The organism is Shewanella sp. ZOR0012, assembly GCF_000798835.1.
GTDB lineage: Bacteria > Pseudomonadota > Gammaproteobacteria > Enterobacterales > Shewanellaceae > Shewanella > Shewanella xiamenensis.
Window position 1 is genome coordinate 3,449,174 of sequence record NZ_JTLE01000094.1, and the last position, 15,819, is coordinate 3,464,992.

Sequence of the window (15,819 nt, forward strand, 5' to 3'; positions counted from 1 at the left end):
CTCAAGTTGCGTTGAATAATACGGTTGAGCGTTCGAAGCGTCAACCGTTTTTTTCACTCAATTGCATCGATTAGTTAAAATTTCGCCAAACTTAACAAAACCCCATGATAAGTGAACAAAATATCTGCAAATCCCGATGTAAATCTCACCCTTTCCTTCACTTTTATCTACGATTATCAGGTTCATCTGGCATAGTTAAATCTATTTCATCAAGAGATGGGACATCAGCTTTATTTTGTTCCGCTTCATCTAAAATCCGCTGTTCGGCCGCGGCTAATGCTTGTGCCAAACTTTGACGCTTACGCCAAATAATCAGCCCAACCACCCCCAGTAGCACTAACACCACATTGACGGTGATAATCCAGAAAATCGCTTCCTGCTTAGCGAGTGCCTCTTCCTCTGCAGCCTTTTGCGCGGCCACAGCTGCGAGCTCTTCTTCGCTAGGTGGTGGCTCGGGCGGTTGCACTAGGTTGAAGAACAGTTCAGGTAAATCGAGTACTATTTCACGGCCAGTGACTGTCGTTGTCGCAGCAGAGCCTTTTATTCGGTAACTGCCAAACTCGGTCACAGGCGGTATCGGCAATTCAGTGCCGCTCTCCTTAAGCCCATGAACTACGAGGGGAAGTTGCAAACCAGCAGGTCCAACAAGCTCAAATGAAAAATGGGTCTCAGCTAGCTGTAATACGCGACTATCGGCATGTAGCATGATTTTCCATTGACCCGTCAAAGGATCTTCAGGAGTTATCACCTCTGCATTTACGGGTCGTGGAGATAAGCTAAAAGGAAATGAGACTTGCCTTTCAAATACGTTGTTACGCGCTTGAACGACAAAGTCGTACTCACCCCATGGCTGCTTAAGATTGATATCGCCTGTAAATATGCCGTCATCAGGTCTTTCATCGAACTTTTCACCATTATCTTTGTAGGAACCAACGATAATGTCACCTGCGGCAAAGTTTTCATCGCCCGTCCGATGCTTACTGACAAAGTGAGCGGTCCACTCGACTAAATAGTCCATCCCAGGCATGCGGACGCGCTCTGCATCTCCCATTAATTGGGCAATCACTTTGGTTTGTTCGCCTTGAAATAATGGCTGAGGTAATCGTTGAACTTCAATCTCAAGCTTTGAAACCCGTTTAATTTTCGAGCCCGCAACCACTTTACCCACCAATTGCCAAGGGCCTGGCTGAGGTGATTCGATATAAATAATATCCCCGGTCATACCATCAACCCATTTGACCGTTTCTGGATGACGATTGGCGTACCACTTACTGCCATCAGGCAAGACAATCACCACAGGGGCCGAACCATATTCTCGCTGGATCATGAGTGTCATACTGCTGACCATATGATCCACCCGAAAACGATTTTTAAGCTCAGAAGCCGTATCTACGGGCACGACTTTCATATTCGAGGGCTTGGACGACGTGTTTACCTTACTCTCAGCACTGTTTACCTTAACCTCAGCACTTGGCTCAGCAGTATTTTGAACCTTAGCTGCCATATCGGTAGTCGGCTTTGTCGGCTTAGCGGTCACTGGTTCCGTTTCAGCCGCAAACAATGACGTGCTCAAGCTAAGGTAGCCGAGTATTAACGTGGTATTGACTAGAGATTTTCGCAGCGACATCGTCATAGGCTAAAAATTATCCTCTCCAGAGGCACTTTCCTGATTTTGCGACTAAATCAAGGCGTTGTTCATGTATAACGAGTTCATCGGCCGATGCGCTGATCACTTTAAGATTAAGTGATGCGGGATCAAAGCGTTGAATGCCTCCCGCCTCTTGACCAACTTCTTCGTTAGAGAGATTGAACTTAGTCTGACCTCCCGTCATCGACAAATACACATCGGCAAGAATTTCGGCGTCGAGTAATGCGCCGTGGTAATGGCGGCGGGAATTGTCGATGCCATATCGTTTGCAGAGAGCGTCTAAGTTGTTTTTTTGCCCAGGATGCAAAAACTTAGCGATATCGAGGGAGTCTAAAATATCACAAATGTCGCGAGTCTTTGGTCCTAACGGTTGTAGTAAGGAAAACTCATGGTCCATAAAGCTCACGTCGAAGTTTGCGTTATGGGCTACAATTTCTGCGCCACTGATAAAATCGATAAACTCTTGCGCTATTTGATGAAATCTTGGCTCATTTGCAACACGCTCATCGGTGATCCCGTGAACAGCAATCGCTTCTGGATCAATCGCTTGGCCAGGATTGATATATTGATGGTAATAACGCCCCGTTAAACGGCGGTTGATGACCTCAACACAACCTATCTCAATAATTCGGTGTCCTAAATACACCGCACCACTCCCCTGGTTCATACCAGTGGTTTCAGTATCCAAAATAACCTGACGGCTTGCGTTTGAGATAATATTCATACTTTTATGCGCTTCTTATGACTTTTTTTGGTTATACTCGGCCGATATTTACACCGCTGGTAACCACTTGATGACTGAACTAAAACTAATCCACATCTTCACCGATGGTTCTTGCTTAGGCAATCCGGGCCCCGGTGGCTATGGCATTGTAATGAATTATAAGGGCCATACAAAGGAGATATCCGATGGTTTTGTCCTGACAACCAATAATCGCATGGAATTATTAGCCCCAATCGTTGCGCTTGAGGCCCTAAAAGAACCCTGTAAAATCATTCTCACCAGCGATAGCCAATATATGCGCCAAGGGATCACCACTTGGATCCACGGCTGGAAGAAAAAAGGCTGGATGACTTCTAATCGAACGCCGGTGAAAAATGTCGATCTTTGGAAACGTTTAGATAACGCCGCTCAACTCCACCAAATTGATTGGCGCTGGGTAAAAGGCCATGCAGGACACGCGGAAAATGAACGCTGTGATCAACTCGCTCGCGCCGCCGCAGAGGCAAATCCTACGCAAATTGATGCTGGTTATCAGGCGGAGTCCTAACACTTATCGCTGCTAGAACACCATTATTCTCGTGATAAATAGAAAAAATTACTGCAAAACTGCACAAAGGCCAGCCCTAACGACGTTGCTTGGCGACTCTTATGAGTGATGCGGTAAAACTGCCGCTCTAGCACTAATCCTTCAATGGTGACTAGAGCCAATTCTTTTCGACTAATGTCTTTATCCAACGCAAGTTCTGACAAAACCCCCAAACCAGCACCTTGTTTTACCGCCAACTTGATGGCATCTGGCGTGGTAAAGCAGAACTTAGCCTCTGGTTGCATACCCAGTTCATTGGCCGCATTAACAAAATATTCCCGAGTTCCCGATCCTTCTTCACGCAGCACCCAAGATTGGCCTTTTACGGCCAAAGGCTTAACCGTTTGCCCTGCCAATGGATGAGCGGGATGGCAAAACACCAATAATCGATCCTTGTGCCACGGCTCGATATGAAGACGGTTATCAGTACAATGCCCTTCAATAAACCCCATTTCGGCACGAAATTGTGCAACGGATTGAATCACTTCTTGGGTATTGGTGATCGCCACGTCTACATGGGTTTGGATATGTTGCTGGCAAAATGCGACTGCCGCTTTCGCCAGTAAATAATTACCAATCGTTGAGCTTGCACTCACACTTAAGTGTCCAACCAAATCACCATCTTGACGAGTAAATGCCTGCTCAATTTGTTCAACACGATGTAAAAGATCGGTGGCCAACGGCAACAAGAGGTTACCCTGCGAATTCAGTTGCAGACGATTGCCAATTCTTTCAAATAAGCGGGCATTGAGCTGTTTTTCCAATTCGGCTAAGGCCATAGAGGTCGCAGGCGGCGATAGATTAACTTGTTCAGCCGCTTTTGCCACCTGACCACTGCGTGCGACGGCTTCAAAAACTGCAAGTTGCCTTAGGGTAATTCGCATATCGGACTCATTAATCGATGATGTTATTTTATATGTTCGGATAAATGCCCAGTGCGTCCAGCACTTGGCGCAGTGGCCCAATTGGGTTGTCGAACTTTACGTTTGTCACGGATTGGTGTTAATGGTGACTCTAATTTACGGGCCACAATCAAATACAAACTCCCCGCACTGGGAAGCCATGAAGCTAAGGTTTGCTGTAAAAAACGACCACGATTCAATTCGCCGATCAGGGGATGGTAAACCAAACGCTCATCACTCACCACTTGATAACCAAGTAGCCCTAACCAATCTCGCACCCTAGATGGCATAAAAAAGCGTCCGCACCAAGGTAGATCATCTTGATATTTCGGCCACAGCTTGCCAAGAAACACTGAGCTTAAGGGGTTAAAGCCCACAATAAATAAATAACCACCGGCGATCAGCACTCTATCGGTTTCCCGTAAAATACGGTAAGGATCAGCCTCAAACTCTAGTAGCAGGCTCATCACCACAGCATCAATCACCCCATTTTGTATCGGCAAATGACAAAAATCCCCCATTAACGAGGCTGTTGGTGCTGAGCATAGTGAAAAATGATGAGCAACAGGGGATGCCATACTGGAGATCTGTGCACTTAAGGGGCCCAACTTCAACAAATGATAACCAAACACCCTTGGCCACCAATCAGTGAGCTTATCGGTAACAGCTTGCTGGAGTGCGTCGCCATTGGGTAAATCTTCCCATTGCTCAGGTTTACGCACAGAACTGTTATACGACACAACTCACCTCCCTTTCCGTTATCTTATTACTTTTACCGAGTTAAGACCTTCATTGAACATCCATCATTAGGTGATTTAAAAATCACAATAGTCGCCAACTGATATCCACCTGTGGATAATAACCTCATCTTGAAATCAAAATACAGCTATCGGCGGTGCTATGCTCACTATAACAGCGATTAATGCCTTTAATGACAATTATATCTGGGTGTTGCGACAAGACTCCTTGCAAACGGTGTATGTGGTTGATCCTGGCGATCCACATGTTGTGCTCGACTACTTACGTAAACATCAACTTACGTTAGCGGGTATTTTGATCACTCATCATCATCATGATCATACAGGTGGAATAACCGCCCTCGCCGCCCATGTTAAGCAGACAACAGACCAGATCCTGGCTGTCTACGGTCCGGAACGTGAAGCTATTCAAGGCATCAATCAGCCAATCGACCCTACACAGATCAATACACTTACTTTGCCCTTTATCGATGCGCCCATACACATCTTGTCTGTACCTGGGCATACTGCTGGTCATATAGCGTATCTACTTGATGGTGCACTATTTTGTGGTGATACACTCTTTAGTGCAGGCTGCGGTCGTTTATTTGAGGGCACCCCTGCACAAATGTGGCAATCCTTAAGTTTGCTCGCGGCGTTACCCGATGAGACTCGAGTGTACTGCGCCCATGAATATACTCTTGCGAATCTTAAATTCGCCCAAGAGGTAGATGCAGATAACGCTGCACTCAACAAGTATGTAGAGCAAGCCACCACAATGCGTGCCCAAAACAAAGCCACCATCCCCTCCACCATAGGGTTAGAGCGGGCAATCAATCCCTTCCTTCGTCCGTTAGCGCCTACCATAGTCAACAGCATAAAAAGTAAGTTTTGTGACCAAGATCTGACTAAAGCTGATGAACTAAGCTGTTTTGCCCTACTTCGGCAGTGGAAAGATATTTTTTAGTAAAAAACGATCCATTTATGGCTGAAATTTATACAGATTTTTCCACTTTTGATGACGTAAATCAAAAGTGACCCTACAAGATGTACGATAATTTAGGGACAAGCTCGAAAAGATCCCATAGAATGGCTCGTTTTTGCGTGAATACTTTGCGCTCTGTGTTGCCACTTTTTTTCACATAATCAATTCGTTAGATAATTTACGTTGTACGAAAAGTGCAGTGGCAATGCACTAACAGAGGACTATCGTTTTCCATGAGAGTATCACTTTATGTTGTAGTAGGGGGATTTGCCCTACTCACAGGTTGTCAGACGTTAGACAACCCTCAGGTGCCCAAACCTGAAGCTGAAACCGTCACGACCGAAAATACCGTCCCACAGTATTATCTCGCAACCGAACCTGAATCGGCGCAAATTACTGATGTATGGGAACGAATTCGTCAAGGAATGCAGTTACCCATTCCAGACAAGAAACTCGTTAACTATTATCGCGATTGGTACATTAACAACCCTAAACACCTTGAATTGATTTCTGAGCGTGCAGCGCCTTACATGTATTTGATCGTCGAAGAGCTTGAAAAACGCCATCTACCAATCGAGATAGCCCTGCTACCGATTATAGAAAGCGCTTTCGATCCCAGTGCTTCTTCGGCCAGTGCCGCCTCTGGACTTTGGCAATTTACCACCCCGATGGCGAGCCACTTTGGGTTAGAGATGAACTGGTGGTATGACGGCCGTCGCGATGTGCCTGCATCCACGACAGCAGCCCTAGATATGCTCGAATATTTGTACGATAAAACCAATAATAATTGGCTTTATGCAATTGCGGCCTACAACTCAGGAGAGTCACGCGTACTCAATGCGATTAAACGCAACGAAGATAAAGGTCTTAAAACCGATTTTTGGTCGCTCGATCTCCCTAAAGAAACCAAACGTTATGTGCCACAGTTATTGGCGCTCGCCGAAGTGATTAAACATGCCGATGAATATGGCATTACTCTGGCACCCATTGATAACAGCCCCTCAATCGAAGTGGTTGATATAGACAGTCAAATTGACTTAGCCATGGCAGCAGGTCTCGCCAATATGACCACCAATGAGCTGTTAAAGCTCAATCCAGGTTACAATCGCTGGGCAACCTCACCAATGGGCCCACACACTTTAGTATTACCCATTGATAAATCTGAAGAGTTCAAAAAAGCACTTGCAGAAACAGAAAGTGAGGCCCGTGTAAGCTGGCTTAGATATACGATTAAGCCTGGAGATAGTTTAGGGTCTATTGCAGAAAAACATCATACAAGCATCAATGCGATCCGTGCTGCTAATGGTATGAAAAACAACAATATCATTGCTGGAAGACCGCTAATTATCCCAGTCTCTGCTGATGATAAACAACTGTATGCCCTATCAACTAGTCAGAAATTACCTAAAAAAGCCGCTGTTGCCGCCTCGGGTAACAAGTTGACCTATAAAGTAAAATCCGGTGATAGTTTGTGGCAAATTGCCCAAGCACATAATGTTAGCGTCAAACAGTTAATGACTTGGAACCATTTAAGCAAAGACAGCAAATTACAAAGTGGTCAGCAATTGACGATTGTTGCACCACAAGAAAAACACGATAACGAGCAGATCCGAACCGTCAGCTACAAAGTTAAGGCTGGTGATTCACTCGCCCGAATTGCAAACAAGTTTAAAGTGACTGTTCCTGAACTTCGCGAATGGAACGGCTTAACCGCATCACAATATATTCAACCCGGTCAAGTGTTGAAACTGGTTGTAGATGAAAGCAATTTAAATACATAAAGCATTTAAGTGTGAATCACTCTAAATACCTTATGTTTAATTTGTTAATAAAATCGTCTTGCATCTAAAATAAAGATCAACATAAAAAAGCAGTAACCTCTGGCTTACTGCTTTTTTATTGGCTCAATACGCCGTTATCTTTCGAGCAGAACGTTGCCAGTTACGCTCACACATCGACTGTTGACGTAGGAGATGACAGAGCACGCAAATCTTGCATACCTACAAGCCGCCCAACTTTTTAAGTAGCGAATCCTTTAATTTTTCTTTCGCTTTATCAGTCTCTTCCTTCAACTGATTATTTAATAACGCTTGAGTATCTAAGGCATATTCCGGCTTTTGGAAAGTACCGGTAATCGCGAGAGGGATATCAATTCCTGCTAGCGCATCTTTCTCACTGCCACCTTGACCTTTAAGGGAATTGACTAAACTGGTCGTTAACCGATAATCCAGAGTTTGCGTCAAGAGATCCGCGCTGCCCTTACCCGCAAGCCTAAGCAAAGGTGAAGACATAGCGAGATCAGGGTTTGTCGCTACACCATGTTCAAGGGAGAAGTTACCGGTTAGGCTCGAGAAGTCGGTTTTACGCTCCTCTTTCGTGTCCGCAGACAAATCCCCCTTTAATTTAGCCTGAGCACTACGGATCATCTGCGGGATATTGACACCGTAAAGGGCACCATCGGTGATATCAAAACGACCATTTGCGAGGAGGTTTTTCTTTAATTGTTCAGGAATCAAACTCTTACCTTTGCCTTTTACATTAAAATTTGCCGTTCCCGCCAGAATATCTAGCTTGGCCGCATCCTTAAGTAATGGTTGAATTTGAACACCTGATATTTGCTTATCAAATTGGTAACTTGCCACTTTTGATCGCGCATCAACCTGAGCATTCAGCATTAACTTACCTTGGTAGAGATCTGCACTTAGCTGCTTAAGATCAACCTCACCATTTTTAATGCCTAAATCCATTAACCAATTTTGCGTAGACAAATTCGCGACTTTGATCGATTTAACCGCCAATATTAGCTTCGCATCCAAACCATTAAGCGCCGTTAAATCGGGTTCAACAGCCTGAGTCTGTGAAGACGCAGCTGCGGTTTGTTCTTCTGAAGTGTCAGATTTTGGTAGCAAAGCATCGAGGTCAATATCCCCAAATTGGAAATCCGCGCTAATTTTCGGCACTTTGCTCGCGTAATTGACGGTCAACTTACCCGCTGCATTGATATCCATTGCCGTTAATTTACTGATGTCCAACGATAACTGCTTTTTATCTAATGCGATTTGGCTGTTTAGACTAACCTCAGCGGTCAATTTTTTATTAGGGATCCCCTCGCCTTCAACTTGAGTCTCAATATTGAGTTTCTCAACTAGGAGTTGATTAAAATCATGACTTAACTTGATTTGCCCTTCACCCTGACTGTTAATCGTCATATCCGGCAAGATCGCGGCAAATTCGTAAGCAATTGGTGCAAATTTGTCGAGGGAAAATGCCCCCAGTGTAAATTGCTTTAAGGTTAAGGTTTGAGTTTGTCCCTTAGCTTCATCAATCAAGTTGATTTCGGTATTAGTGATAGAAACGCCACCGACATCAATGCTCGTTAATTGTGCTTTGGCGCTGGATTCGGCTGGTGGGGTAACAGGCTTTTCTGTGCTCTTGCCCGTTAAGCCATCTAGGCTTGAGCTACCATTTTTACGGGTGACCAAATTGATTTTTGCGCCATCAAGAGTGAGCTGAGCGATTTCAATTTGCTTGCTAAACAGTGGTATAAGCTCAACCTCAGCTACGGCTTTATTAACTTCAAGCATCGATTTTGGGGTAAATCCCTCAGGGTTAGATAGGGAAACACCGCCTAAATTAATCCCTATGGTCGGAAAAAACGTCCATGACAAGTCATCGGTTATTACTAACTCGCGCCCAGTTTGTTTTTTAACAGCGTTGACAATTTCAGGTTTAAAATCATTAGGGTCAAAGAAAACAGTAAGATATAAGGCGACAGCGACAATTAAGGTCGCCAGAATGGCTAAAAACCACTTAATGAATTTCATGAAAACATCCTTATCAATAACATCTTGAATTTAAAAACTTAACTTAAAAATGCGAAATTTAAACACTCCTCACTGATGGCAATGCCATTCTCATCAACATAAACCATCATACCGGGTTTGACTGTAACACTGCCAAACTCGATAGGCACATTGACTTGCCCTTGATCTTTCTTATCAGTCTTGATGGGCATCGCGCCTAAGGCATAAACCCCTAAATTAAAAGTATTCAGTCTAGCAACATCCCGAACATAACCATTGATAATCACGCCTTGCCAACCATTATCCATGGCGCTTTGGGCGATTAAATCCCCCAGCAGTGCACGACGGGATGAGCCTCCACCATCAACAACAAGCACTTTCCCTTGACCTGGCTGTGCTAAAACTTCTTTCACTTTGGAGTTATCTTCAAAACATTTGACCGTCACAACTTCACCCCAAAACAACTTCTTACCACCATAAGCACGAAACGCTAGCGGCAACAAAGTGAGTTTGGATGGATAGTGATCAAACAAATCGGGTAATAGATCAAGCATTTCAATCTCCACTTGGCGAAAAGTTTAGACTACTCATTATTGTAGACGCCGACAAGTACTATGAGAAAACCAGCTTTTTATTGGTTTTAGCACTTTAATACTTGGTCAGCATTGGCATAAACATTATAATCTGCGATAGTAAAACGCTTGTGATACCCTCTTGGGTTAAGGCATTCATTCTTTCGCTTCTCAACGTCTCGTAATAAAGTGAACACCAAATGACAACTGATCTAGATTTGCAAAGCGCTATCGCTGCACTCGATGAATATGGATATGAGAAAAAAGTCTCAACGGATCTTGAGCAAGCCCGTAATAAACAACAAATGGGGAAATACATCAAATCCCTTGATTACAGTTTGCGTCGCTTATTAATATTGCAAGAAACTGTTAACGAACTAGTTGAAGAAAAGAAACACCAACTTGCACAGCAAGAAAATATTCAAACCTATAAGACTAAAATTATTAACCTTTCTCGAGAGTTTAACATTTCATACGAAGATGTATTAGCTATTATGGCTGAGTTACCCAACAAAAAATAATACCGAAAACAGCCTTCCAGAAAGAAACAATTATAACAAGGCCATACAGAATCTGCTGTATGGCCTAAATTAATCGTTGTATCAATTCAGACGTATTCATCCACGCAATTTATATCAAAACAGCCAGTGAAAAGGCGCCATTGATGGCACCCTTTCAATTATTGGCTTATTTTTCTAGCATTAACTGACGAATATATTTCACTGGCGCACTGCCATAGCTTAAAAACTTCTCATGGAATGCTTTGAGATCAAAATCCTTACCTTTGAGCTGCTTATATTCTTCGCGGAAATCGTAAATTTCACGGTAACCCGAGTAGTAACTGGTCAGCTGTACTTGGCTTAGGGTAGCACGGCGCCACTTACCTTCCGCCTCAGCTCGCTGCTGGAAGGCTTCATCCATCATCAGGCTGATGGCTTGATCTTCAGTCATGCCTTTAACATGAATGCTGTAATCCAAGATAGTGTTACAGATAACACGTAGATTCCACTTGTAATACATCAACCACATTTCAGGCTCGAAATTGCCATAACCTTCTTCAAGCATCATGCGTTCGGTATAAACGGCCCAACCTTCGACCATTGCGCCATTACCAAATAAGCTTTTCACTAAGCTTGGTGACTCATTGGAATACACTAATTGAGTGTAATGCCCTGGAATCGCCTCATGGATATTTAAAATCTGTAATATCCAATGGTTATATTCGCGTAAATAGCTTTCAGCGGATTCATCATTCATACCATCGAGTGGCGTGACGTTATAATAGGTATTACCTAATTTATCATAGGGGCCAGGGGCACTAATCGACGCTCCAGCATAACCACGCATATACTCCGGAGTTTCACGAACCACTAATGGTTTTTTAGGGTCTAAAGTCACTAATTTTTTTTGATTTACAAACTCAATCAACTCAGGAATTTGTTTACGGACTTCGCTAACAAAGTCGTCACGTTTTACGTGCTCAGTCGACAATTTATCAATTAATTGGCGGATGGCTATTTTATTATCACTTGGTTTTGGCGTTGTAAAATATTTAGGCCAAAGTTTATCGGTGATCTTGGCCATTTCACCTTGGACCCTATCTTTATCTGCCATGGCTTTTTGATAGAGCTGTTTAGCCGTCATGCCCGCTTGGATATCAAAGGCAAATTTTTGCTCGTATAATTCTTCACCGATCCTAAAGCTACGGGCGCCTTCTTTTTTCAGTTGGTCAACCTGTGCATTTAACCAACGAATATGTTCATTAATTGCTTTCGTTGCCGTATCGAAGCGGGATTTAAACAGCGATTTTTCCGCATCCGACAGACCGGAATCCGCCACTTGTTTTAATAAATCATCGGAGAATACCGAAAACGCACCTTGGTTTTGCATTACAGCAAGTTCCGTATGCTCTAGGGTTGGTTTCGATATATTACTTCTTGCTGCGGCGTAATAAGCTGGGATATTTTCCATCCTGGCCAATACCGAGCGTAATCTGTCATCCAGCGGCGCAAAGTTTTCATTGATGATTTGCGCAAAACCGCCCGCCACGTTATAGCTAGAGGGATCCCATTGCCAAGATTTAAAGTCAGTGATATCCCACGCCATGCTATTTAACAGGTTATCAATCAAATGATAATCGATGGTTTCGTTAGAGCTCAGAGACTTAAGTTCAAACTGTTTCAGCTTTGCCTGCTGGTTTTTTACAAAGGCAAGTGTCTTAACACGGCTAGCTTCATTGGGGATTTCTAAATAGCCATCATTAACATGCTTGCCGCTATATAGCGCCCATGTTGGTGATAATTGCCACAAATCATCGATAAAAGCATTACTAAACTGCGCAAAAGAAACCGTGCTAACTTCACCACTAACCACTTTACTTGGCGAGGTTTGGTCTAATTGGGATTGGCAGCCTACAAGGCCGGTGAACGATAACAATATCGCAAGGGATAGGGTGGTTTTTCTCATTCTTTTTTGTCCTTTTTATATTTATACCAACGCGTTGTTGTAATGCTTACCCTAAGCAAGCTGGTAAAACGAATGCTAGGCGTATTTAATTTGGCGATAAACGCCTGAAAGCGCGCTCGTCAGGCGTATTTAACATTACTTTAGTTAATCATATCAGCCGCCTAATTGCAGCAATGTTAATATCTAATACATGCCCAGTTACAAATTTGTAAGCCCATTTATTAACCCCTCGAACTAACCGCAAAGTTGAGATAATCCCCTATTTCAATAATGCTACTGCTATAATAGCGACCTGCTTCGCTGTTTGCGCCACGCTAACAGTTTGCCAATAAATCATTTAGTTGAGATCCTCAATGCCATTTACCCAACTTGGATTACACAGCGCGCTTACCAAAGCCGTGACTGAACTGGGTTACCAAAGCCCTACGCCAATACAAGCTCAGGCCATTCCCAGCATTCTTGCGGGGAAAAATGTGCTAGCCGCAGCCCAAACCGGTACAGGTAAAACGGCGAGTTTTGTATTGCCGTTGCTGCATCGATTTGCTGACGCTCCCAAAATTCGGCCTAAACGGGTACGTACCATCATTCTTACCCCCACACGGGAACTGGCGCTGCAGGTTGAACAAAACATCAATCAATATGCCAAGTACCTGCCGCTGACGGCCATGGCCATGTACGGCGGTGTTGATGCTGCGCCGCAAAAAAAACGTCTGATTGAAGGGGTTGATCTGCTCGTTGCAACGCCTGGGCGTTTGCTGGATATGTATACTCAAAGAGCCATTCGCTTTGATGAAGTCTCAGTATTAGTGCTGGATGAAGCCGATCGTATGCTCGATATGGGCTTTATCGAAGATATTAATAGCATTATTGAAAAGCTGCCTGAGCAGCGGCAAAACCTGCTATTTTCGGCAACCTTATCAAAACAGGTCAAAGCACTGGCTAAAACCGCGATTCCGGATGCCATTGAGATTGAAATCAGTCGTAAAAATGCCGCTTCAACGCAAATTGAGCAGTGGTTAACGACCGTTGATAAAGATCGAAAATCCGCACTATTGAGCCATTTAATTAAAGAGAATAACTGGGCACAGGCATTAATTTTTATCCAAACCAAACACGGCGCTGCCAAATTGGTTAGCCAGTTAGAAAAGCGTGGCATTACCGCGGAGGCTTTTCACAGTGGGCGCAGCCAAGCGGTGCGCGAGCAACTGCTTATCGATTTTAAAGCGGGTAAAGTCTCCTTTTTAGTCGCGACCGGTGTTGCGTCACGCGGTATCGATATCGATGCGCTCGAGCGAGTGATTAACTACGATTTACCCGATGAAGCCGATGATTATATCCATCGCATTGGCCGCACCGGCCGCGCGGGTAATCAAGGTGAAGCGATTTCCTTTGTCTCTAAAGATGATTTTAGGAACCTGTGCGCCATTGAGCGTCGCTTAGGCCATATTATCGAGCGCAAGCATATCGAGGGGTTTGAGCCTAAAAAAGCGGTGCCTATTTCAATACTCGATTTTGTGCCTAAATCGGCTTCCGCATCTGCGCATAAACCCAACAAAAAAGCTCAAGCCTTGCCCTATTCCAGTGGAAAACCCGGCACCTTTGAGGCGACTCAGGCGAAAAAGCACCGTAGTGCTAAATCCAAGCCGCAACCTAAGCAAGCGACAAGGTTAACACAGCCCGATGTGAGCGAAAGCACCGAGAAACAACAAACACAAGGTGAAACATCTCCATCATTTAATCCTTGGCTTAGTGGATCTCACACCAAATAACTCACTAACAGAAGCGCAGCATATGATTATTTTCACGACAAATTTTGGCGATATAACCCTCGAACTTGATGTAGAGCGCGCCCCCGTTACCGCCAAAAACTTTATTCGTTACTGTAAAGAAGGTTTTTATGATCACACGATTTTCCATCGTGTAATCAAAGGCTTTATGATCCAAGGCGGTGGCTTTACCGCCAAAATGAAAGAAAAGCCCACCCACGAACCAATTGTCAACGAAGCCAACAAAGGCCTATCGAATGTATTTGGTACTATCGCCATGGCCCGTACCGATGCGCCACACTCGGCAACCGCGCAGTTTTTTATCAATACTGCCAATAATGAGTTTCTAGACCATACGGCACCCACCAATAACGGCTGGGGTTATGCGGTATTTGGTAAAGTCACAGCGGGACTCGAGGTTGTGCTGCAAATTGAAGGCGTAAAAACCACCCGAGTAGCGGGCCATGAAGACGTGCCCCGTGAACCCATCATTATCGAAAAAGTGACGATTATTGAATGACTTTATCTAATCGGTAAAATTGTTTTGCGTGACTGAGCAATGGTCCAGCAATAACGCCACCATTCCTTGATAAATAACGCTTTGGTTTTAAACTCGAGATAGAAAAAAGGAGCAATCAACCGAAATGGTTAGTTGCTCCTTTTTGTTCATTACTATCTGATATTACAGACAAAAGCTGCTTGAATGGTATTAATCCAGATCTTTAAGCGGCCACAGCACGATATGGTCTTCAATATCCTTAATCCTGCGCTCATCTACCACTTTGCCTTGAATCGACATGCCTGCAAGGTGCATGGCTTCCTTCGACCCCGTAAGTAATGGATGCCAGCTTGGTAAGTCTCTGCCAGATGCCAAACGGCGATAGGCGCAGCTATCGGGTAGCCAGGTGAGTTCATGGACATTTTGCGCAGTAATCACAGTACATTGGGGAACATGGCTAAAACGGTCACTATAATGTTTGCAGCTGGCACTTTGGTGATCGAGTAATAGACAAGCCGCATTGGTGTAATACAGCTCTTCAGTTTCATCATCAATCAATTTGTTTAAACAACACTTACCACAACCATCACAGAGGGACTCCCACTCCTGCGACGTCAACTCGGTTAACGCTTTATTCTGCCAAAATGCCATGTTTACGCTTATCTTCATATAAAAAATCCGCTCAATGCGGGCCATTTTACACCAATTTAGTGGGGATGCTTAATTCTCTCCGATACATGCACCACAAAGATGCCTAAATAATCGCACTCACCTAAATAATTCACCGCTTGCCAGCGCATTAAGACACGGTAATTGTTATAGACGAGAGACCTTGATGGCACAGTGCCATAAGGCATGTGAGACGAAGGCATGAATATTTTGATGATTGGGCAAATCACTATTATCGAGATGCCTTACCCCAATGGTCGACACTTATCTAGGGCGTGTTGACGTTTCAGGGTTATTTTTGCAGCAATTTGGCTGGCGTTTATGCAAGGCAAAGTCCGTGCTGTGTAGTTGTTCTACATCAACGGACGATAACGCAGCAGAAACGTCAGCCAAATGCTGCCCGAAGGGTTCGTCTGGCAAGCCCTTGCTCTTACTTTCTGTCATAAGAGCCGCTCGTCATTT

15 protein-coding genes are annotated in these 15,819 nt (G+C 44.2%); 6 read left to right on the plus strand and 9 right to left on the minus strand.

Annotation, left to right across the window (positions count from 1 at the left end; translation table 11 throughout):
• Positions 1-163: 163 nt before the first annotated feature.
• The gene (locus L976_RS16710; RefSeq protein WP_047538555.1) at positions 164-1,633 is read right to left on the minus strand and encodes a TIGR03503 family protein; all 1,470 of its coding nucleotides are present in this window, start codon (positions 1,631-1,633) and stop codon (positions 164-166) included.
• 10 nt (positions 1,634-1,643) lie between these two features.
• Entirely contained in the window at positions 1,644-2,372 is a 729-nt protein-coding gene (gene dnaQ / locus L976_RS16715; protein WP_037419134.1) for a DNA polymerase III subunit epsilon, read from the minus strand.
• Positions 2,373-2,442: 70 nt separating this feature from the next.
• On the opposite strand from dnaQ, the gene rnhA reads away from it, so the two are divergent.
• Positions 2,443-2,919 carry a ribonuclease HI gene (gene rnhA, locus L976_RS16720; protein WP_047538558.1) on the plus strand — a complete coding sequence of 159 codons (477 nt, stop codon included), beginning with the start codon at positions 2,443-2,445 and terminating at the stop codon, positions 2,917-2,919.
• A gap of 23 nt (positions 2,920-2,942) precedes the next feature.
• Here the strand turns inward: rnhA and L976_RS16725 are convergent, their stop codons facing one another.
• Both L976_RS16725 and L976_RS16730 read right to left on the minus strand, forming a co-directional pair.
• Complete coding sequence (locus L976_RS16725; RefSeq protein WP_047538561.1) at positions 2,943-3,842, minus strand: LysR substrate-binding domain-containing protein; 900 nt, start codon at positions 3,840-3,842, stop codon at positions 2,943-2,945.
• A gap of 23 nt (positions 3,843-3,865) precedes the next feature.
• Complete coding sequence (locus L976_RS16730; protein ID WP_047538563.1) at positions 3,866-4,600, minus strand: methyltransferase domain-containing protein; 735 nt, start codon at positions 4,598-4,600, stop codon at positions 3,866-3,868.
• Positions 4,601-4,760: 160 nt separating this feature from the next.
• On the opposite strand from L976_RS16730, the gene gloB reads away from it, so the two are divergent.
• Complete coding sequence (gene gloB, locus L976_RS16735; RefSeq protein ID WP_037419147.1) at positions 4,761-5,564, plus strand: hydroxyacylglutathione hydrolase; 804 nt, start codon at positions 4,761-4,763, stop codon at positions 5,562-5,564.
• Between the two features lie 251 nt (positions 5,565-5,815).
• Positions 5,816-7,363, plus strand: a complete 1,548-nt coding sequence (locus L976_RS16740; RefSeq protein ID WP_037419149.1) for a LysM peptidoglycan-binding domain-containing protein — start codon at positions 5,816-5,818, stop codon at positions 7,361-7,363.
• 219 nt (positions 7,364-7,582) lie between these two features.
• Here the strand turns inward: L976_RS16740 and L976_RS16745 are convergent, their stop codons facing one another.
• Positions 7,583-9,406, minus strand: coding sequence for an AsmA family protein (locus L976_RS16745; protein WP_047538565.1), 1,824 nt, complete (start codon positions 9,404-9,406; stop codon positions 7,583-7,585).
• A 38-nt stretch (positions 9,407-9,444) separates the two neighbouring features.
• Positions 9,445-9,939 (minus strand): putative 4-hydroxy-4-methyl-2-oxoglutarate aldolase, encoded by a 495-nt coding sequence (locus L976_RS16750; RefSeq protein WP_037419152.1) that lies wholly within the window; start codon positions 9,937-9,939, stop codon positions 9,445-9,447.
• A 218-nt stretch (positions 9,940-10,157) separates the two neighbouring features.
• Here L976_RS16750 and L976_RS16755 point away from each other — a divergent pair, with 218 nt between their 5' ends.
• Complete coding sequence (locus tag L976_RS16755; RefSeq protein WP_037419155.1) at positions 10,158-10,478, plus strand: hypothetical protein; 321 nt, start codon at positions 10,158-10,160, stop codon at positions 10,476-10,478.
• Between the two features lie 166 nt (positions 10,479-10,644).
• Here the strand turns inward: L976_RS16755 and L976_RS16760 are convergent, their stop codons facing one another.
• The gene (locus tag L976_RS16760) at positions 10,645-12,423 is read right to left on the minus strand and encodes a DUF885 domain-containing protein (RefSeq protein ID WP_047538568.1); all 1,779 of its coding nucleotides are present in this window, start codon (positions 12,421-12,423) and stop codon (positions 10,645-10,647) included.
• A 353-nt stretch (positions 12,424-12,776) separates the two neighbouring features.
• Here L976_RS16760 and L976_RS16765 point away from each other — a divergent pair, with 353 nt between their 5' ends.
• Positions 12,777-14,192: a DEAD/DEAH box helicase gene (locus tag L976_RS16765; RefSeq protein ID WP_047538570.1), complete on the plus strand. Its 1,416-nt coding sequence runs from the start codon at positions 12,777-12,779 to the stop codon at positions 14,190-14,192.
• Between the two features lie 22 nt (positions 14,193-14,214).
• Complete coding sequence (locus L976_RS16770; protein WP_037419214.1) at positions 14,215-14,709, plus strand: peptidylprolyl isomerase; 495 nt, start codon at positions 14,215-14,217, stop codon at positions 14,707-14,709.
• 189 nt (positions 14,710-14,898) lie between these two features.
• On the opposite strand, the gene L976_RS16775 is transcribed toward L976_RS16770, so the two are convergent.
• Together L976_RS16775 and L976_RS23535 are read right to left on the minus strand one after the other, a co-directional pair.
• Positions 14,899-15,339, minus strand: a complete 441-nt coding sequence (locus L976_RS16775) for a YcgN family cysteine cluster protein (protein ID WP_037419163.1) — start codon at positions 15,337-15,339, stop codon at positions 14,899-14,901.
• Between the two features lie 282 nt (positions 15,340-15,621).
• Positions 15,622-15,801 carry a hypothetical protein gene (locus L976_RS23535; protein WP_081990926.1) on the minus strand — a complete coding sequence of 60 codons (180 nt, stop codon included), beginning with the start codon at positions 15,799-15,801 and terminating at the stop codon, positions 15,622-15,624.
• Positions 15,802-15,819 lie beyond the last annotated feature (18 nt).